The sequence below is a fragment of the Streptococcus sp. 449_SSPC genome, from assembly GCF_001073005.1.
Classification (GTDB): domain Bacteria; phylum Bacillota; class Bacilli; order Lactobacillales; family Streptococcaceae; genus Streptococcus; species Streptococcus salivarius_F.
This window is the reverse complement of the sequence record NZ_JVGR01000021.1, coordinates 22,783-42,797: the sequence shown is the minus strand read 5'-3', so window position 1 is coordinate 42,797 and position 20,015 is coordinate 22,783. Positions and strand designations below refer to the sequence as shown.

Annotated in this window: 16 protein-coding genes; 4 read left to right on the top strand and 12 right to left on the bottom strand. The window is 39.4% G+C overall.

The annotated features are described in order from the left end of the window. Positions 1–2 precede the first annotated feature (2 nt). From ADH51_RS03720 to udk, 3 genes are all read right to left on the bottom strand, one after another. Positions 3–263, bottom strand: coding sequence for a YiaA/YiaB family inner membrane protein (locus ADH51_RS03720; protein WP_048674474.1), 261 nt, complete (start codon positions 261–263; stop codon positions 3–5). Positions 264–352: 89 nt separating this feature from the next. Next, entirely contained in the window at positions 353–2,272 is a 1,920-nt protein-coding gene (locus ADH51_RS03715) for an ABC-F family ATP-binding cassette domain-containing protein (RefSeq protein WP_048674471.1), read from the bottom strand. A gap of 36 nt (positions 2,273–2,308) precedes the next feature. Beyond that, a complete protein-coding gene (udk, locus tag ADH51_RS03710) occupies positions 2,309–2,944 on the bottom strand; it encodes a uridine kinase (protein ID WP_002890688.1) in 636 nt (211 codons plus the stop codon). Positions 2,945–3,035: 91 nt separating this feature from the next. On the opposite strand from udk, the gene ADH51_RS03705 reads away from it, so the two are divergent. Next, positions 3,036–4,118 carry a DEAD/DEAH box helicase gene (locus ADH51_RS03705; RefSeq protein ID WP_037600508.1) on the top strand — a complete coding sequence of 361 codons (1,083 nt, stop codon included), beginning with the start codon at positions 3,036–3,038 and terminating at the stop codon, positions 4,116–4,118. Between the two features lie 52 nt (positions 4,119–4,170). On the opposite strand, the gene ADH51_RS03700 is transcribed toward ADH51_RS03705, so the two are convergent. The 9 genes from ADH51_RS03700 to acnA all read right to left on the bottom strand — a co-directional run bounded on the left by ADH51_RS03700 (position 4,171) and on the right by acnA (position 16,009). Next, positions 4,171–5,334, bottom strand: coding sequence for an ATP-grasp domain-containing protein (locus ADH51_RS03700; protein WP_037600505.1), 1,164 nt, complete (start codon positions 5,332–5,334; stop codon positions 4,171–4,173). 46 nt (positions 5,335–5,380) lie between these two features. Then, a complete protein-coding gene (locus tag ADH51_RS03695; protein WP_002884014.1) occupies positions 5,381–6,121 on the bottom strand; it encodes an esterase family protein in 741 nt (246 codons plus the stop codon). A 51-nt stretch (positions 6,122–6,172) separates the two neighbouring features. Beyond that, on the bottom strand, positions 6,173–7,000 hold the full coding sequence (locus ADH51_RS03690; protein WP_021152024.1) for an alpha/beta hydrolase: 828 nt from the start codon (positions 6,998–7,000) through the stop codon (positions 6,173–6,175). 115 nt (positions 7,001–7,115) lie between these two features. Further along, positions 7,116–8,549, bottom strand: a complete 1,434-nt coding sequence (locus ADH51_RS03685; protein ID WP_002890682.1) for an NADP-dependent glyceraldehyde-3-phosphate dehydrogenase — start codon at positions 8,547–8,549, stop codon at positions 7,116–7,118. Between the two features lie 218 nt (positions 8,550–8,767). Beyond that, a complete protein-coding gene (gene ptsP / locus ADH51_RS03680; protein WP_013990779.1) occupies positions 8,768–10,501 on the bottom strand; it encodes a phosphoenolpyruvate--protein phosphotransferase in 1,734 nt (577 codons plus the stop codon). Between the two features lie 4 nt (positions 10,502–10,505). Beyond that, positions 10,506–10,769, bottom strand: coding sequence for a phosphocarrier protein HPr (locus ADH51_RS03675; RefSeq protein WP_002884015.1), 264 nt, complete (start codon positions 10,767–10,769; stop codon positions 10,506–10,508). 261 nt (positions 10,770–11,030) lie between these two features. Further along, positions 11,031–12,206, bottom strand: coding sequence for an NADP-dependent isocitrate dehydrogenase (gene icd / locus ADH51_RS03670; protein WP_048674467.1), 1,176 nt, complete (start codon positions 12,204–12,206; stop codon positions 11,031–11,033). 13 nt (positions 12,207–12,219) lie between these two features. Beyond that, the gene (locus ADH51_RS03665; RefSeq protein ID WP_048674464.1) at positions 12,220–13,344 is read right to left on the bottom strand and encodes a citrate synthase; all 1,125 of its coding nucleotides are present in this window, start codon (positions 13,342–13,344) and stop codon (positions 12,220–12,222) included. Position 13,345: 1 nt separating this feature from the next. Beyond that, entirely contained in the window at positions 13,346–16,009 is a 2,664-nt protein-coding gene (gene acnA, locus ADH51_RS03660) for an aconitate hydratase AcnA (RefSeq protein WP_048674461.1), read from the bottom strand. Positions 16,010–16,340: 331 nt separating this feature from the next. Between acnA and nrdH the strand changes: the two genes are divergently transcribed. The 3 genes from nrdH to nrdF all read left to right on the top strand — a co-directional run bounded on the left by nrdH (position 16,341) and on the right by nrdF (position 19,932). Continuing rightward, positions 16,341–16,565 (top strand): glutaredoxin-like protein NrdH, encoded by a 225-nt coding sequence (gene nrdH / locus ADH51_RS03655; protein ID WP_003096895.1) that lies wholly within the window; start codon positions 16,341–16,343, stop codon positions 16,563–16,565. A 90-nt stretch (positions 16,566–16,655) separates the two neighbouring features. Further along, positions 16,656–18,815, top strand: a complete 2,160-nt coding sequence (gene nrdE, locus ADH51_RS03650) for a class 1b ribonucleoside-diphosphate reductase subunit alpha (RefSeq protein ID WP_013990782.1) — start codon at positions 16,656–16,658, stop codon at positions 18,813–18,815. A 157-nt stretch (positions 18,816–18,972) separates the two neighbouring features. Continuing rightward, positions 18,973–19,932, top strand: a complete 960-nt coding sequence (nrdF, locus tag ADH51_RS03645) for a class 1b ribonucleoside-diphosphate reductase subunit beta (RefSeq protein ID WP_014633295.1) — start codon at positions 18,973–18,975, stop codon at positions 19,930–19,932. Positions 19,933–20,015 lie beyond the last annotated feature (83 nt).

Below are 20,015 nucleotides of genomic sequence, written 5' to 3'. Positions count from 1 at the left end.
TCTTATTGTTCGAAAGTTTGTTGAGCGATGAGCTTATTATAGTTTTCTTCATCTTCTTGATTATCACGGACAACCTTAGATACTGTAAATGAAGATGAAATCAAACCAACACATCCCATGAGGTAGTAACCCTTAACCATCAAAGGCTCTTTAAGGGTATAGAGGCCTACCAACATTAAGATTACGAAGAAGCCAAATGATCCCCATGCCATCATGTTGAAAGATGTTGTGTTACGATACACTTTTTTCTTTACTTTGTTCATAAAGTTAGTCTCCTTTTATATACTAAGACTGTTATACCAACAATGTAAGCCTTTCACAACTCAAAACATGAAAAGGTTCTCATCATCCCTTAACTTTCCAATTGTTCTGATAGGTCACTCCACTCTTCCATCAGAGCTTCTTGATTGACTGATAAGTCATCCAGCTCTTTCTGTAAGTCAGACAATTCTGCCACGTCATTTGTTTCAAGCATGGCAGCAGAGATTTCCTCCAATCGTTCTTCAATCGTCTCTAGCTCATTTTCAATTTGCTCAATGCGTCGGCTTAATTTACGCATCTCTTTTTGATTGGCTTTTTGAGCTTGATAATCACTAGCACCCGCTGAAGCTACTTGAACTTCCTCTGATACTTGATTTTCCTCTGCTTCAAGACGTGCTAACTCTTCAAGCTCCGCCTTCTTCTCAAGGTAGTAATCATAATCTCCAAGATAAATGGTTGCCCCATCCTCAGAAATTTCCATCACTTTGGTTGCCACACGGTTGATAAAGTAACGGTCATGGCTGACAAAGAGAAGCGTTCCATCAAAGTCAATGAGGGCATTTTCCAAGACTTCCTTGCTATCAATGTCCAAGTGGTTGGTCGGCTCATCTAGGATGAGGAAGTTATTGTTTTCCATTGATAATTTAGCTAGGAGCAGACGAGCTTTCTCACCACCAGAAAGCATGGAAACAGACTTTTTGACATCATCACCTGAGAAGAGAAAGGCCCCCAGACGGTTACGAATCTCAACTTCAGGAGTCGTCGCAAAATCATTCCACAACTCATCAAGGACTGTGTTCGACGGTGTCAAGGCAGATTGGGTTTGATCATAATACCCCACTTCAACATTAGCACCATAGGTTGACGTTCCCTTGATAAAAGGCAATTTACCCACTACCGACTTGATAAAGGTTGTTTTTCCGATACCATTTGGACCAACGATGGCAATGGCATCCATCTTCTTAACATCCAGGGAAATAGGCTCTGAGAGAATCTCATCGTCATAACCAATAGCAGCATCCTTAACTGTCAAGACCACATTCCCAGAGACCTTATCCGCATGAAAAGTCATATTAGCTGACTTCTGGCCTTCTGTTGGCTTATCCAGACGTTCCATTTTCTCTAGCTGTTTACGACGGGCTTGAGCACGCTTAGTTGTAGAAGCACGGACAATATTACGATTAACAAAGTCCTCCAACTTAGCAATTTCCTTTTGTTGTTTTTCGAAGTTCTTTGCTTCAGTGGCCAACTTTTCAGCCTTAAGGTCCATGAATTTTGAATAGTTTCCGACATAACGATCTAAACTATGTTTGGTCAAATCCAGGGTTACTGTCGCCACCTTATCCAAAAAATAACGGTCGTGACTGACAATGACTAGAGCTCCCTGATAATTGACCAGGTAATTCTCCAACCAGGCAATGGTTTCGATATCCAAGTGGTTAGTCGGTTCATCCAGTACCAAGAGTTCAGGCTTCTCAAGCAGCATTTTCGCCAAAGCTAAGCGCGTGTTTTGCCCTCCAGAAAGATCTGAAATAGGCATCTCCCACATGCTTTCATCAAACTTAAAACCATTGAGAATAGCTCTGATATCAGATTCATAGGTAAAACCACCTCGCTGTCTGAAATCCTCAGAAAGGCGATCGTAGTCAGTCATTAACTTGTCCAAGTCTGAACCAGTTAACTCAGCCATCTTCATTTCCATGTCACGAAGGCGTTTTTCGTCTGCACGAAGACCTGCAAAAACATTTAACATTTCCGCATAGATGGTATTGCTAGACTCAAAGCGACTATCCTGAGCTAAGTAAGACAAATTCAAATCACGTTTTGTGTTGATTTCACCACTTGTCGGCGTTTCCTCTCCAACCAAAATTTTCAATAGGGTTGATTTTCCAGCACCGTTACGTCCAACAAGGGCAATACGATCGCGTTCATCTACCTGAATATTAATATTATCAAAGAGCACATCCCCTGAGAAAGAGCGCTCAATCTTGTTTCCTTGTAAAATAATCATAACGTTTCAATTATACCAAAAAAGCCAAGCTCCTGCTTAGGCTTTCTGACTTTCTTTCAAAATACTTGCTACCTTAGTATTAATCAAATCGATAGCAACAGTATTTGTGACACCTTCAGGAATCACCACATCTGCGTAGCGTTTCGTAGGTTCGATAAACTGGTGGTACATAGGTTTAACCACACTGATATATTGCTCAATGATACTATCCAAGCTACGGCCACGCTCTTCCATATCACGCTTGATACGACGGATAATACGAATGTCATCATCAGTATCTACAAAAAGCTTGATATCCATCAAATCACGCAAGCGTTTATCCTCAAGTACCAAAATCCCTTCAACAATGAAGACGTCCTGTGGTTCCTGACGATAAGTCTTTTCACTACGAGTATGTTGGGTGTAGTCATAAATCGGAATATCCACTGGACGCCCAGCAATCAGCTCATTGATGTGTTCAATCATAAGATCTGTATCGAAGGCAAAGGGATGGTCGTAGTTAGTTGACACACGCTCTTCAAAAGTCAAATGTGACTGATCCTTATAATAAGAATCATGCTCAATCATAGCAATTTTCTCATCTGGAAAATTTGATAGAATGGCACGAGAAACACTGGTCTTACCTCCACCAGAGCCACCCGTAACCCCAATAATAATCGGTTTTTTAGGCATGGTAAATTCCTATCTAATATAGTCTTTCTTATCTATTCTACACTAAATCATGATATAATAAAAGCAAATCCATATAGAAAATGAGACTTTTATGTTTAAAAACTTTCCTGAACAATGGCAAGACCTCCTTAAAGAAAAAGGAATCACTACAGAGACTGCCATTCAAAAAGAACTCTTTGCACCAATCACTGAAGGAGACAATATCCTAGGTATCAGTCCTACAGGAACAGGTAAGACTCTAGCCTACCTTCTCCCATTGCTCCTCTCACTCAAGCCCAAAAAATCTCAGCAATTGCTTATCCTAGCACCCAATTCAGAGCTTGCTGGACAGATTTTTGATGTGACCAAACAATGGGCTGAGCCACTAGGACTCACTGCCCAACTCTTCCTTTCTGGCTCTAGTCAAAAGAGACAAATTGAACGCCTGAAGAAAGGACCGGAAATTCTCATCGGAACACCTGGCCGTGTCTTTGAGCTGATTAAACTCAAAAAGATCAAGATGATGAATGTCAACACCATCGTCCTAGATGAATTTGATGAGCTTCTCAGTGATAGCCAATACCACTTTGTGACAAAAATCAGCCACCATGTTCCTCGTGACCATCAAATGATTTATATTTCGGCAACCAACAAAATTGATGATCAAAATCTTGTCGAAAATACCATCGTTTATGACCTATCTGATCAAGAACTTGACACTATCAAACATTATTATATCAGTGTTGATAAACGTAACCGTGTCGAACTTCTCCGTAAGTTCTCCAATATCCCTGACTTCCGTGGCCTTGTCTTTTTTAACAGTCTATCTGACCTTGGGGCTACTGAAGAACGCCTCCAATTTAACGGAGCTTCAGCGGTATCATTGGCTAGTGACATCAACGTCAAATTCCGTAAGGTTATCTTGGAAAAATTCAAGAATCATGAGATTTCACTCTTACTAGGTACTGACCTCTTGGCACGCGGCATCGATATTGAAAATCTAGAGGTAGTCATCAACTTCGATATACCTCGAGATCGCGAAGCCTATACTCACCGTGCAGGACGTACTGGTCGTATGGGAAATGAAGGTAGCGTCATTAGCTTGGTAACCCATCCAGAAGACCTCAAAAAACTTAAAAAATTCGCCAAAGTTTCAGAACTGGTTCTTAAAAATCAAGAACTTCACGAAAAATAAGGCATCACAAAAGCACTTCAGTTTACTCTGAAGTGCTTTTAACATATACAGATTAGGCTTTTTTACCAAAGTCCTCAATCATTTGTTCCATTTCCTCACGACTTGGAGTTGTCAACATATAGAGGAAGTCACCTTGCAACTCTGCAAAGGCTGCAGGCATGATTTTCTTAACTTTAAGTTGTTCACGATACTTATCAAAAAGTTCTTCTTCTGAATAAGCATAGTGAGAGCTTGCACGACGTGAAGTCGCCAAACAGTAAAGTGGCTCAAACTGAGAAGCTGGGAATGGTTCGCCAGCAACGATATCCGCATACCCCTTGTACAAATCGAAAGAGTGAGCATAGTTATACACGTCGATTGTGAAACCACCTGCTGGACGGTTGTTATATTCAATAGCAATATAATCGTCACCATCACGGAAGAACTCAATATGGAAGAAACGTTCCTTCATACCAAATTCTTTGACAATTGCCTCACCATACTTACGTAACTTAGGATCCATTTCTTTAAGAACGTAGTAAGAATTATCCATCTTGTAAATCATCAAGTCAAGTGGTGTGTGGGCATAATCAAAAGTTGTCGAGAAGACAATATTACCATCATGATCAATCAAACCATCGAAAGTACAGATTTCGCTTGATGTTACAAATTTTTCAAAGAAATAAACTGTTTCATGATCCCACTCAGCCTTAAAGTGATTGATATCATCTTCTGTTTCAAGTTTGAAGGTTGCAGCTGCACCAACCCCATTATCTGGCTTAGCAATCATTGGAAGACCGATTTCTTTCACAGCTTTATCCACATCTTCATCAGTTTTAATGATAGCACCAGGTACAACTGGAACTCCAGCTTTTTGGAAGAGTTTTTTCATTTCAGACTTGAATTTAGTCTTCTTAAGATCTTCTGGCTTAGCACCAAAAACATTGAACTGTTCACGAAGAGCAGCATCCAATTCCAACCAGTATTCGTTATGAGATTCGATTCGGTCAATTGGTCCGTGTTTATAGAAAAGAAAGGCTACCGCACGTTTAACTTCATCCAAGTTTTCCAGATTGTCTACACGGAAGTACTCAGTCAAAGCCTCTTTCAAAGGTTGATCCAATTGTTCATAAGGCTCTTGACCAATACCAAGAACAGTGATTCCCTTATTAGCAAGTTCAACTGTAAACTGTTGGAAGTTTTGTGGATAGTATGGTGAAATAACAAGATAATTCATTAGTAATTCCTCTTTTATAGTTATTTAGATGGGATGGACAAAGAAATTATAGGTTCATATTGTCAAGGAAATAAGGCATTTGTTTACGCCACCATTCCCAATCATGAGCGACATCATGGCCCCACTCAGAGAACCAAGCTGGAATATTCTTTTGTTCAAAGGCTTCCTTGAGTTTATAGTAAGATGGAAGACCATCTTGTTCCCAAGCACCAAGACCTGTACATACGATAATCTCAGCTTGACGGTAACGGTCGATAAACCAACCATCATTTTGGTTCCAGATATAATCTGATGGGGAATTTTGGTAAATAGCTTCGTCCCCTCCAAACTCACCCACAAAGAAACGAGCATCGTAGACACCACTGAGGGCTACCACTTTATTGAAAACATCAGGGTGTTGCAAGAAGAAATTAAGCGCATGGTATGCCCCCATTGAACAACCTGTTGTCATCATTGGATCAAACCAACCAGTTTTGTGTTTGATAAATGGAATAGCTTCTTCAATAACATAGCGTTCATAGGCACGGTGCATTTCAGCACGATCGTGTGGATTTTTCCAATCACAAAGCCAGCTTTCACTGTCCACACTTGAAAGCGTAAAGAATTGTACGCGTCCTTCTTCGATAAAACGTGCACAAGCATCAATCATACCAAAGTCATAGTATTCGTTATGGCTACCACCTGATGAGGCAAAAACCACAACAGGGATACCAGCGTGCCCGTAACGGTTAACATACATTTCACGGTTAAGTTGACCACTCCAGTGGCTAAGATGTTCGATATTCATATTTATATTCCTTTTCCTAAATTAAATTAAATTAATTTGCGTTAATAAAGACTAGTCCCATTTTTCAGCGAAAAAGCGAAGACAGTCTGGTAAATTCTCGGCCCAAGCTTCTTCATTGTGTTCAGCACCAGATTGAATGTGAATCTTGATATTTTCCAAATCAACCCCACGAGCAATCAAATCATGATAATAGCTCAATGAAGAGTCTATATAAGCCTGCTTAATATTACCAGCCATCAAGGTCTTGTCAGTATCATCAGCTTCCTCAGTTCCTACATATATGTAGACACGTTGATCTGAATCGAGCTTTTGACGCGACATGTAACGATCAAAAGCATCCTGATGCAACCAGTTAGCTGAAGAAAATACCCCAAGACAACCAATCTGCTCCTTATAATCAAGCCCCATAAACTGAGTAATATTACCACCGAGAGATGAACCAATCATAGCTGTATGCTGACGGTCAGAGAGGGTACGGTATTCCTTATCAATAAAGGGTTTAACCACATCCATGACAAACTCTGCATACTCTACACCCTTACCTCCGAACTGGACACCAGGGATATTAGATTCTTGGTACTTCCACGCAGAATACTCATTCATACGGCCAGGACCATCATTATCAATGGCTACAACAATCATGCGCGAAATATCAGGATTACGCTTGACTGTTGGGATAATCTTCCAAGAATAGCCAGAAAACGACTCCTTACTATAAAGAACATTCTGACCATCATGGAAATACACGACAGGGTAAGAACGATCTGTATCCGTTTCATAGTTCTTAGGTAGAAGAACACGCACACGACGAAGTTGACCAGTGTATGGTACCTCTAACTCATGCGTCTTCATAACCAAGTAAAAATAAGATTTATTCATTGTCAGAAAACTCTCTATATTCGAAATTTAGTTCTATTATACCATATTTTAAAAGAAAAAGAGTCCCTATAATGAGGACTCTTTACACTTTTTTAATGATTGAATAGCTAAACTCTTAGTAGTTTGCGATATCAAATACTGTTGATTTCACACGAGTCATAGCTTCGATAGAGTATTTCACACCTTGAGTTCCGGCACCGGATCCTTTAACACCAAGGAATGGGAAGTTATCTGTACCACGTTGTGTTTTGTTGTTGATGTGAACTGTACCAACTTCAAGTTGTTCAGCAATTGCAAACGCACGTGGGTAGTCTTGAGTGAAGACTGCACCTTGAAGACCAAATTCAGATTCGTTAGAAATCTTGATTGCTTCTTCTACTGAAGATACACGGATGAATGGCAATACTGGACCAAATGGTTCTTCCCAAGCAAGACGCATGTCAGTTGTCACATGGTCAAAGACAGCTGGGTAGATAAGGTTACCTTCACGTTTCAATTCAGTTTTAGCAGTAGCACCTTGTTCAACGGCATCATCAATCAAACCTTGAACGAAGTCAGCTGCTTTTGTATCGATAAGTGGTGTAACGCTTGCGCTTTCTTCAGGCATACCAACAGTGATATTACCTACCAAAGCAGTTACTTTTTCTACCAATTCATCTGCAACACTATCCATTACAAGAACACGTTTGATAGCTGTACAACGTTGACCTGAATAGTCAAAGGCACCAGCAACAATGTTTTTAGCAGTCAAGTCAAGATCAGCATCTTCAAGAACGATAGCGGCATCTTTACCACCAAGTTCAAGCATGATTGGACGCATAGCTGCCAAACGACCGATGTTTTCACCAACTGGTGTTGAACCTGTGAAGTTGATGAAATCAACTGCTTTGTGTTCAACGATGTAGTCACCGATAACAGAACCACGACCTGTGATAGAGTTCAAGACACCTGCAGGGATACCAGCTTCAACAAATGCTTCAACCAAAAGAAGACCTGAGATAGAACCTTGTGTTGGTGGTTTGAAGGCAACAACGTCACCAGCAATCAAGGCAGGAGCAATTTTAGAACCAGCCAAGTTTACTGGGTAGTTAAATGGAGAGATAGCAAGGACAAGACCTACTGGTTCGCGACGAACAACAGCGATTTTTTTCTTACTACCAGCGTCAAACGCACCACCTTCAAGTACTTCACCTTCCAAACGCAAACCTTCTTCAGCTGCATAGTGGATGATTTCAGCAGTACGAACAACCTCACCGATTGCAGATTTCAAACCTTTAGAGATTTCTTTAGAAAGAACTTGTCCGATTTTTTCTGCATCACGTTCCAAGATATCTGCTGCTTTATGAAGGTAAGCTGCACGTTCAGCATATGAAAGCGCACGCCATGCTGGAAGTGCTGCTTTAGCTGCTGCGTAGACTTCGTCTACTTCAGCTTGGCTCATCGCTGGAACTGATCCAAGTTCCTCACCGTTTGCAGGTGCGTAAATAGTAATTTCGTTTTCAGATGTTTTCCACTCACCATTGACATAGTTTTTGTATTGTTTAGCCAAGATAGTAACTCCTTTTATCTATTATAAGACCTATTTTATCATTTTTTTAGAAATAATCCAAGATTTAAACGAGAATTATTCAGAAAATTTTGACAAAAAATAGTTTTAATTATTAACCTAGGTTAGCCGTATTCTACTCCTAAGCAAAGAATGAGTCAATTATTTTGTCTCTGTTTAGCTATAAAAAAAGTGAAAGCCTAAGCCTCCACTTTTTATGATTAGTCTACGTTAACGTATTCTTTTGAAAGTTCAAGAACTTCTTCCATTGTTGAACATTCAGTAAGCGCACGGTTAGCGTATTCTTCCATTTTAGCTGTGTCAAGTTTCTTCATCAAGCTACGTGTACGAAGAACAGATGTCGCTGACATTGAGAACTCATCCAAGCCCATTCCGACAAGAAGTGGAACAGCAGTTTGGTCACCGGCCATTTCACCACACATACCAGCCCATTTACCTTCAGCATGAGCCGCTTTGATAACATTGTTAATCAAACGAAGGATTGATGGGTTATATGGTTGGTAAAGGTATGAAACTTGTTCGTTCATACGGTCAGCAGCCATAGTGTATTGGATAAGGTCGTTTGTACCAATTGAGAAGAAATCAACTTCTTTAGCAAATTGGTCAGCAAGCATAGCTGCAGCAGGGATTTCAATCATGATACCTACTTCGATATCGTCTGCAACGGCAACACCTTCAGCAACCAATTTAGCTTTTTCTTCTTCAAGAATACCTTTAGCAGTACGGAACTCATTCAACAAAGCAACCATTGGGAACATGATACGCAATTTACCGTGAACAGATGCACGAAGCAAGGCACGCAATTGTGTACGGAACATTTGGTTACCAGTTTCAGAGATAGAAATACGCAAAGCACGGTAACCCAAGAATGGGTTCATTTCTTTAGGAAGATCGAAGTAAGGGAGTTCTTTATCCCCACCGATATCCATTGTACGAACGACAACAGGTTTACCGTTCATACCTTCAAGAACTGCTTTGTATGCTTCATATTGGTCATCTTCAGTTGGGAAGTCTTGAGAATCCATATACAAGAATTCTGTACGATAGAGACCAACAGCTTCTGCACCGTTATCATTTACACCTTCAACGTCTTTAGGTGTACCGATGTTAGCAGCCAATTCGAAATGTTTTCCATCAGCAGTAACTGTTTGAGCATCTTTAAGGAGAGCCCATTCAGCTTTTTGTTTAGCGTAAGCTTCACCAGCTGCTTTAAACTCAGCAATTTGCTCTTCAGTTGGGTTGATAACAACTTCACCAGTAATACCTGAAACCGCCAAAATGTCGCCATCTTTGACAAGTTCTGTGATGTTATTTGTACCAAGAACGGCTGCGATTTCAAGTGTACGAGCCATGATTGCAGAGTGACTTGTACGTCCACCGATATTAGTAACAAAAGCTTTTACGTACTTTTTGTTCAACTGAGCTGTATCAGATGGTGTCAAGTCATGAGCAACAACGATTGATTCTTCGTTAATTGTTGCTGGGTTAGGCAATTTCTTACCAAGCAAGTTAGCAAGCACACGTTTTGTAACGTCACGAATATCCGCTGCACGTTCTTGCATGTATGGGTTGTCTTCCATACCTTCAAAAATAGCGATAAACATGTCTGTTACTTCTGTCAAAGCAGCTTCAGCATTAACTTGTTTAGCACGGATAGTTTCTTTAATTTGACCAGTCATTTCTGGGTCAGCAAGAACCATCAAGTGAGCATCAAAAACGGCTGCCGCTTCTTCACCAAGGCTTTCAACTGCTTTTTCGCGGATAACAGAAAGCTCGTCTTGTGACGCCGCTAGAGCAGCATCTAGACGAGCCTCTTCTGCACTTGTATCTTCAACTGTTACAGTTTCAAATGACAAGTCCGGTTGAACAAGCAGATATGCCTTAGCAACTGCAACACCGTCAGATGCTGCGATTCCTTTAAGCATTTCTGTCATATTCTTATGCCAATCCTTCTTTTGTCATTGTTTCTGCGATTGCTGCGATTGCGTCATCAGCATCAGCACCTTCTGCAGAGATAGTTACGTCAGCACCTTGACCAACACCAAGGCTCATAACACCCATGATAGATTTAAGGTTAACTGCTTTACCTTTGTAGTCAAGAGTGATATCTGAAGCAAATTTGCTAGCTGTTTGAACAAGCAAAGTAGCTGGACGTGCGTGGATACCTGTTTCTGCAACAATGTGGAAATCTTTAGAAGCCATAATGGATTCTCCTTCTTCATTTGGAATATTTGAGTTATCAATGATAACCCTTACAATTTAGAATTATAACATAGCTAATTGAGATTAGCAAGGTTAAAACGTACTTTCTACAAGTTTTTCGAAAGCTTGTCTCTCATTTTACTGGTCATTTTCATTTTTCAAAACATAAACAAATACTAGTCTCTAGTTATTTACAACATTTTCAGAAAATTTCTTTCATGGTGTTTTCAATCGTTAATTTTCATTTTCGAGCAAAAACAATCACATAATTGAAAGAATTTGATTGCTAAAGGCACTCGTTGAATAAGCTTGTTTCCCAAATGCTAAGTCAGCTGTAAAGATATCAGCTTTAAATGTCTTCTCAATAGCACTTGTAATCAGTTGAGCTGCCTCAGTCCAACCAATATAATCTAGAAGCATGCAGCCAGATAATAAAACTGAGCAAGGGTTAGCCTTATCTTGATCCGCGATATCTGGAGCTGTTCCATGTGTTGCTTCAAAAATAGCATGGCCTGTTTGATAGTTAATGTTGGCTCCAGGGGAGATGCCGATACCACCAACTTGTGCAGCCAAGGCATCACTGGCATAATCACCATTCAAGTTAGTTAAGGCAACAACATCAAATTTTTCTGGATTCAAAAGAATCTGTTGGAGAAAGTTATCAGCGATTATATCATTAATCTCTAGACGACCAGCTAGCAATTCTGCTTTATAGTCTTCCTGAGCTACTTCATAACCCCATTTACGGAAGCCACCTTCTGTGAATTTTTGAATATTCCCTTTATGAACCAATGTCACTTTCTTTAGATTGTTCTTGAGAGCATAATCGATAGCAGAGCGAATGAGACGTTTACTTCCTTCTATTGAAATTGGCTTGATTCCGATACTACTTGATTCTGGGAAGCGAATTTTATTAACATTCATTTCTGTCTGGAGAAACTCAATCACGCGCTTGACATCTGCCGTTCCTGCTTCCCATTCAATCCCCGCATAAATATCTTCAGTATTTTCACGGAAGATAGTAATATTTGTTTTTTCTGGTTCCTTAAGTGGACTTGCTACTCCGTCAAAGTAACGAACAGGTCTAACACAAGCGTAGAGATCAAGTTCTTGACGTAAAGCTACATTTAAAGAACGAATACCACCACCTACTGGCGTCTCAAGCGGTCCCTTAATAGCTACTAAACTTTCTCGAATAGCCTCCAAGGTTTCTTTCGGCAACCATTCACCTGTTTTGTCATAAGCCTTCTTACCGGCTAAAAGCTCTTGCCACTCAATATGACGCTTTCCTTCATAGGCTACTTCTACTGCTTTATCAAAGATTGCTTGGGCATTCTTCCAGATATCATGTCCAACACCATCTCCTTCAATAAAAGGGATAATTGGACGATCAGAAACTTGAAGCTGTCCATTTTTCATTACGATTTTTTCTGCCATATAGCTTTCCTCCCTAGCGTTTTTCTAAAGGAATATACGTCATATTTTCTTGTCCGATGTACTGCGAGCGTGGACGAATCAATTTATTATTTTTTTGCTGCTCTTGAATATGAGCAATCCAGCCGGCAACACGACTCATAGCAAAGATAAGGGTGAAGATATCGCTGTCAATTCCTAGAGTATGGTATACGGTGGCTGAATAGAAGTCCACATTGGGAATCAATCCCTTCTTATCTTTCATGAATTCTTCAATTTCTTGAGACATATTAAAGAATTCTTCATTCTCAGTACCCTCTGTCAACTTTTTAGCCATATCTCTTAAGAAAATTTCACGAGGATCCTGTTTCTTGTATACACGGTGTCCAAATCCCATGATTTTTTCTTTAGAATCAAGTTTTTCCTGCAAGTAAGCATTAACATCACCAGATTCACGGATTTCTTTAAGCATATCAAAGACGCGTTCATTAGCTCCACCATGCAGGGGACCTTTTAGAGCTCCAATAGCTGTTGTGACACAAGAATAGATATCTGTCAGAGTCGAGGCACAAACACGCGCTGCAAAAGTTGAAGCATTCAACTCATGGTCAGCATGTAGAATTAATGCCTTATTCATAGCTTCAATTTCAATTTCAGAAGGTTCAACACCATTCAGCATGTAGAGAAAATTAGCTGCAAAACCTAAATCTTCTCTTGGTTTGAGAGGCATTTTACCAGTACGTAAGCGTGCAAAAGTCGTAATAATTGTAGGCAATTTAGCCATCAATTCAATACTTTGCTGATAAATTGCCTCCATGGATCTTTCCTCGGCGTCAACATTGTAAACTCCAAGAAGGGAGACTGTTGAACGTAACACACTCATTGGGTGCAAATGTGGACGAGACTGGATAAGAATGCATTGTTCTACAGCATCAGAAATATCATAGTTCTTACGCAACTCAGCTTCAAAATACTTAAGTTCCATTTGCGTAGGAAGATGACCATTCCACAAGAGATAAATCACTTCCTCAAAAGACGCTTTATTTTCCATAAACTCAGAAATATCATATCCCGAATACGATAAATGATCATCGATAATAGATGAAATCCTAGTATTACAGGCAACCATATCCTTAAGTCCATTAATTTCAACTGTTGTCATATTAGGCCCCCTTCAATTTTTTTCTTACAACCATTGGCAAGATACCACCATTTTTATAGTAGCGAATGTCAGCATCTGCATCGAAGCGTACCAAGGCTTTAAAGGTTTTGGTTTGTTCAGGTGTTGAAGCTGTAACAGTGATAACATCATGGACACCTGGATTTTCTGAAAGGTCAAAGCTAAAGGTCTCATGTCCTGTCAATCCAAGACTTTCAGCATTTTCTCCTTCCATAAATTGGACTGGTAAAATCCCCATCATAACGAGATTTGAACGGTGGATACGCTCAAAACTCTCAGCAAGCACTACTTTTACACCAAGAAGATTAGCACCTTTAGCCGCCCAGTCACGACTTGAGCCCATACCATAATCCTTACCGGCTATTACAAGCGTATCTTGATTAGCTTCTTTATATTTCATAGCAGCATCATATATAGGTAGAATGTCACCATCATATTTAGTATATCCACCAATTTTTCCATCTGCTAGCTCATTCTTGATACGAATATTAGCAAAGGTTCCTCGCATCATGACTTCATGATTACCACGACGGCTACCATAAGAATTAAATTCTTGATAATCAACACCATTCTCAGTCAAATAACGAGCTGCTGGACTATTTCTGGCAATATTACCTGCCGGAGAAATATGGTCTGTTGTAACCGTATCTCCAAATTTAGCCAAAACCTTCAAATCTTTCAATGGTTTAATGCTCAAATCATCTCCTAAAGCATCAAAGTAAGGCGGGTTTTGAATATAGGTAGAGTTTTGATTCCATTTATAATTTTGACTTTGTTCAGTAGGAATGGCATTCCACTTCTCACTATCAGAAAAGACACTGGCATATTCATCTTGGAAGAGTTGACGGGTGACGTATTTATCAACATAAGTCTCAATTTCATCACGAGATGGCATAACATCCTCTAAATAAACAGCTTGACCATTGTCGTCAAAACCTAAAGGTTCAGTTGTCAAATCAATATTCGTGTTACCAGCTAAGGCATAAGCAACAACCAATGGTGGGCTAGCCAAGAAATTCGCTTTAACAAGTGGATTAATACGCCCTTCAAAATTACGATTTCCTGACAAAACAGCACTCGCTAATAAATCAGTGTCTACAATAGCCTTAGCCACCTCAGGACGTAAGTCTCCTGAGTTCCCAATACAGGTTGTGCAACCGTAACCTACCAAGTTAAAGCCAAGCTTATCTAGATAGGTTTGCAAGCCTGAAGCTTTGAGATAACCAGTAACAACCTTAGAACCGGGTGCCAAAGATGTCTTCACTGTTGGAGAGACTTTTAATCCTTTCTCAACCGCTTTTTTAGCTAAAAGACCGGCTGCCATAAGAACGTAAGGATTTGAAGTATTGGTACATGATGTGATAGCTGCAATGGCCACATGACCTGTTTGAATTGTTTCTGAATGATCCTCAAAGTCAACGTTTGCAGTTTTTACTAACTCTTCCTTATCCAAACCGAAACCACGGACACCTGCTTCTCGTACCACTGCATCCTGGAATTCTTGCTTAGCATCTGATAAGAGAATCAAATCTTGTGGACGTTTAGGACCTGAGATAGAAGGTTTAATAGATGACAAATCGATTTCAACAATCTTAGTATACTTGGCTTCTTTACTTGGATCATAGAAAAGATGATTGGCTTTTGTATAGGCTTCAGTGACTTGGATATGATCCTCATCACGGTTAGTTAAACGCATGTAGTTAAGAGTCTCGTCATCAATAGGAAAATAACCACAGGTCGCACCATATTCTGGTGCCATATTAGCGACTGTGGCACGGTCAGCTAGAGACAAACTCTTCAAGCCAGGTCCAAAGTACTCAACAAATTTACCAACCACATTTTCAGAACGAAGCACCTGAGTAATCTTGAGAGCCAAATCTGTTGCCGTTGCAATTTTAGGCAACTCTCCTGTCAAATGTACACCAATAACCTCTGGAATTGGAAAATAAGATGCTTCACCGAGCATCGCTGCTTCAGCTTCAATTCCGCCAACGCCCCAACCAAGGACGCCAATACCATTAATCATAGTCGTGTGACTATCTGTACCAAACATAGAGTCAGGATATAGGAGCCCATCATTTTCAATAATGACATCACTCAAAAATTCAATATTAACCTGGTGAATAATACCTGTAGCTGGTGGAACCGCACGATAATTTTCAAAAGACTTTTCAGCCCACTTAAGAAATTCATAGCGCTCGTTATTACGTTTAAACTCTAGATTGATATTATCTTCAAGAGCAGTATCACATCCGTATGAATCCACTTGGACAGAGTGGTCGATGACCAAATCTACTGGAATCTCGGGATTAATAAATTCGGCTTTACCACCATTAGCCACTATAGCATCACGCATTGAAGCTAAATCAACAACAACAGGAACTCCTGTAAAATCTTGTAAGATAACACGACTTGGTTTAAAAGGCACTTCAGAAATTGTTGGAAAATTCGGAAATTTCATTAGATCAGAAATGTGAGATTCCTTAACATCCTCGCCATCTTTTTTTCGGAGGAGACTTTCAAGTATTATTCGAATGGTATAAGGTAGCTCTCCGACCTTAACATCATGAGATTTTGCTGCTTTTTCGAGATCATAGAAAGAGAATGTCTTACCATTTACAGTTAGATTTGAACAGTATTCTTGCATACTTGAACCTCCATTAGTTAAAAATTTTCTTTATTCTACACTGTTTTTTTTGAAAAAACAAATAGAATTGGCATTTTGATGTTATATTATATAACATCAGAGGTGAGATATTTCTTTTTTAGTCAATTCCATAAACAAATCCTATTTAATTTAGGAAACTTAAAAAAGCCTTTAAAACACAAGATATAGGGTTGTGTTTTAATACTAAACACAAAATCTTGTATTTCCTTAAGATATTTAGCTTGATTTTTCCCTATATTTTGGGTATTCTATTAGAGTCGAAAAAGTGGCTCTTGGCCACTTAAAATCTTTTTATAAAGGAGTATTTGCAATGGCAAAGATCACATTGTTTTCTAAAAACAACTGCATGCAGTGCAAAATGACTAAAAAATTCTTGGAAAAGGAAGGTGCTGATTTCGAAGAAATCAACATTGATGAACAGCCAGAAAAAATCGATTACGTTAAAAGCCTCGGTTTCACTGCTGCTCCAGTTATTGAAGCCGGCGATATCGTCTTTTCAGGTTTTCAACCGGCTAAACTTAAAGAAATCCTTTAATTATCAAGTTTTTATATAGAAAGGAACTTGTTTGCTTAGTTTAATATTTTAACCTTAATCTACTATTAAACTGAGCCTGGTATCTGTATTATGTCTTTAAAAAATCTTGGCGATGTTTCATACTTCCGCCTCAACAACGAAATTAACCGTCCTGTTAACGGTCAAATTCCTTTGCATAAGGATAAAGAAGCGCTTCGTGCCTTCTTCCTTGAAAACGTTAAGCCAAATTCAATGGCATTCAACAGCATCACAGATAAAATTAATTATTTGATTGAGAACGATTATATTGAGTCTGAATTCATCGGTAAATACGAACCTGCTTTCATCGAAAAATTGTCTGCAGAAATTCATTCTCAAAAATTCCGCTTCCAATCTTTCATGGCAGCCTACAAGTTCTACCAACAATATGCCCTCAAAACAAACGATGGCGAGTCTTACCTCGAAAGTATTGAAGATCGTGTTCTATTCAACGCCCTTTACTTTGCTGATGGTGATGAAAACCTAGCTAGTGACCTTGCCAACGAAATGATTCACCAACGTTACCAACCTGCTACTCCTTCATTTCTAAATGCTGGACGTAGCCGTCGTGGTGAGCTCGTGTCATGTTTCCTTATTCAAGTAACGGATGACATGAATTCTATCGGACGTTCTATCAACTCTGCCCTCCAGTTATCACGTATTGGTGGTGGGGTAGGTATTAGCTTGTCTAACCTTCGTGAAGCTGGTGCTCCTATCAAAGGATATGCTGGGGCAGCCTCTGGTGTCGTGCCTGTTATGAAGCTTTTCGAAGATAGCTTCTCTTACTCAAACCAACTTGGCCAACGTCAAGGTGCTGGTGTTGTTTATTTGGATGTTTTCCACCCAGACATCCTTGCCTTCCTTTCTACTAAGAAAGAGAATGCTGATGAGAAGGTGCGTGTTAAGACACTGTCACTTGGTGTTACAGTTCCAGATAAATTCTACGAGTTGGCACGTAATAATGAAGATATGTACCTCTTCAGTCCTTACTCAGTCGAAAAAGAGTACGGTAAACCATATAACTACATTGATATTACAGCTATGTACGATGAGTTGGTTGCCAATCCAAATATCACAAAAACCAAGATTAATGCCCGTGAGCTAGAAACTGAAATTTCTAAACTCCAACAAGAATCAGGTTATCCATATATCGTCAATGTTGATACAGCCAATCGACACAATCCAATCGATGGTAAGATTATCATGTCCAACCTCTGTTCTGAAATTCTTCAAGTTCAAACACCAAGTGAACTTAACGATGCACAAGAGTTTGTTAAACTCGGTACAGACATTTCATGTAACCTTGGATCAACTAATATCCTTAACATGATGACTTCACCTGACTTTGGTCGTTCGATTAGAGCAATGACACGTGCGCTTACCTTTGTTACAGATAGCTCAAGTATTGACGCTGTACCATCTATCAAAAATGGTAACCAACAAGCTCATACCTTTGGTTTGGGAGCTATGGGGCTTCACTCTTACCTCGCTAAACACCATATCGAGTATGGTAGCCCTGAATCTGTTGAATTCACTAATATCTACTTCATGCTTATGAACTACTGGACTTTAGTTGAATCTAACAACATTGCCCGTGAACGTCAAGAAACCTTTGTCGGTTTTGAAAAATCAAAATATGCTGATGGTTCTTACTTTGACAAATACGTTACAGGCCAATACGTTCCTAAATCTGATCGTATAAAAGAACTTTTCGATGGCCACTTCATCCCACAAGCCAAAGATTGGGAAGAACTCCGTGAACTCGTTAAGAAAGATGGACTCTACCATCAAAACCGTTTGGCTGTTGCGCCAAATGGATCAATCTCTTACATTAACGACTGTTCGGCTTCTATCCATCCAATCACACAACGTATTGAAGAACGTCAAGAAAAGAAAATCGGAAAAATCTATTATCCAGCCAACGGTCTTTCAACAGACACAATTCCTTTCTACACTTCAGCCTACGACATGGACATGCGTAAAGTTATCGACGTTTATGCCGCTGCGACTGAACACGTTGATCAAGGTTTGTCATTAACCCTGTTCTTGCGTAGTGAGTTACCAAAAGAAATTTACGAATGGAAAACAGAAAATAAACAAACGACTCGTGACCTTTCTATCCTTCGTAACTACGCCTTTAACAAGGGAATTAAATCAATCTACTACATCCGTACTTATACAGATGACGGTGAAGAGGTTGGTTCTAACCAATGTGAAAGCTGTGTCATCTAAGATAGTGATTTAACGGTAACACCTTCACTAGTCTTATTTACAAAATGCATTAAAAGGTCGGTTCGCCGACTTTTTTAATAGATCAACTCAAAAAACTATATCATGATTTTGAATTATGATAAAATAGTAACGATATCAATAAAGAAAGAGGTTTCTAATGGAAACTTACTACAAAGCCATTAACTGGAATGAAATCGAAGATGCGATTGATAAATCTACTTGGGAAAAATTGACCGAACAATTTTGGCTCGATACACGTATCCCACTTTCAAATGACCTTGATGACTGGCGTAAACTTTCAGCTGAAGAAAAGGATTTGGTTGGAAAAGTTTTCGGTGGTTTAACCTTGCTAGATACCATGCAATCTCAAACTGGTGTTGAAGCCATTCGTGCAGACGTCCGTACACCTCATGAAGAAGCTGTATTGAACAACATTCAGTTCATGGAATCTGTTCACGCGAAATCTTACTCTTCAATCTTCTCAACTTTGAATACTAAATCTGAAATTGAAGAAATTTTCGAGTGGACTAACAGTAACGAATACCTACAAACCAAGGCGAAAATCATTAACGATATCTATGAAAATGGAACACCTCTTCAGAAAAAGGTTGCTTCAACATATCTTGAAACATTCCTTTTCTATTCAGGGTTCTTTACTCCACTCTATTATCTTGGTAATAACAAGCTGGCTAACGTCGCTGAAATCATCAAGCTCATTATCCGTGACGAATCTGTTCACGGAACCTATATTGGCTATAAATTCCAACTAGGGTTCAACGAATTACCTGAAGAAGAGCAAGAAAGTTTCCGTGAATGGATGTATGATCTTCTCTACCAATTGTATGAAAATGAAGAGCTCTACACTAAATCTCTTTATGATGGTGTTGGATGGACTGAGGAAGTCATGACTTTCCTACGTTATAACGCCAACAAGGCTCTCATGAACCTAGGACAAGATCCACTCTTCCCAGATAGTGCGAACGATGTTAACCCAATCGTTATGAATGGTATTTCTACAGGAACATCTAACCACGACTTCTTCTCTCAAGTTGGTAATGGTTACCTTCTAGGTACTGTTGAAGCCATGCAAGATGATGATTATAACTACGGACTATAAGAAAAAACTAGCTGAGCTAGTTTTTTCTTTATTGTGTTCAATACTATATTCGAAAAACAAATAGAAAAAGAGTTCAAATTGAA

What these genes read in the sequence shown, in the direction of transcription:
- ADH51_RS03715 (WP_048674471.1), bottom strand. Translation starts at nt 2,272, where the DNA reads ATGATTATTTTACAAGGAAACAAGATTGAGCGCTCTTTCTCAGGGGAT.
- acnA (WP_048674461.1), bottom strand. Translation starts at nt 16,009, where the DNA reads ATGCAAGAATACTGTTCAAATCTAACTGTAAATGGTAAGACATTCTCT.
- ADH51_RS03700 (WP_037600505.1), bottom strand. Translation starts at nt 5,334, where the DNA reads ATGAATTATCTTGTTATTTCACCATACTATCCACAAAACTTCCAACAG.
- ADH51_RS03675 (WP_002884015.1), bottom strand. Translation starts at nt 10,769, where the DNA reads ATGGCTTCTAAAGATTTCCACATTGTTGCAGAAACAGGTATCCACGCA.
- ADH51_RS03695 (WP_002884014.1), bottom strand. Translation starts at nt 6,121, where the DNA reads ATGAATATCGAACATCTTAGCCACTGGAGTGGTCAACTTAACCGTGAA.
- ADH51_RS03665 (WP_048674464.1), bottom strand. Translation starts at nt 13,344, where the DNA reads ATGACAACAGTTGAAATTAATGGACTTAAGGATATGGTTGCCTGTAAT.
- nrdE (WP_013990782.1), top strand. Translation starts at nt 16,656, where the DNA reads ATGTCTTTAAAAAATCTTGGCGATGTTTCATACTTCCGCCTCAACAAC.
- ADH51_RS03720 (WP_048674474.1), bottom strand. Translation starts at nt 263, where the DNA reads ATGAACAAAGTAAAGAAAAAAGTGTATCGTAACACAACATCTTTCAAC.
- nrdH (WP_003096895.1), top strand. Translation starts at nt 16,341, where the DNA reads ATGGCAAAGATCACATTGTTTTCTAAAAACAACTGCATGCAGTGCAAA.
- udk (WP_002890688.1), bottom strand. Translation starts at nt 2,944, where the DNA reads ATGCCTAAAAAACCGATTATTATTGGGGTTACGGGTGGCTCTGGTGGA.
- icd (WP_048674467.1), bottom strand. Translation starts at nt 12,206, where the DNA reads ATGGCAGAAAAAATCGTAATGAAAAATGGACAGCTTCAAGTTTCTGAT.
- ADH51_RS03705 (WP_037600508.1), top strand. Translation starts at nt 3,036, where the DNA reads ATGTTTAAAAACTTTCCTGAACAATGGCAAGACCTCCTTAAAGAAAAA.
- ptsP (WP_013990779.1), bottom strand. Translation starts at nt 10,501, where the DNA reads ATGACAGAAATGCTTAAAGGAATCGCAGCATCTGACGGTGTTGCAGTT.
- ADH51_RS03690 (WP_021152024.1), bottom strand. Translation starts at nt 7,000, where the DNA reads ATGAATAAATCTTATTTTTACTTGGTTATGAAGACGCATGAGTTAGAG.
- nrdF (WP_014633295.1), top strand. Translation starts at nt 18,973, where the DNA reads ATGGAAACTTACTACAAAGCCATTAACTGGAATGAAATCGAAGATGCG.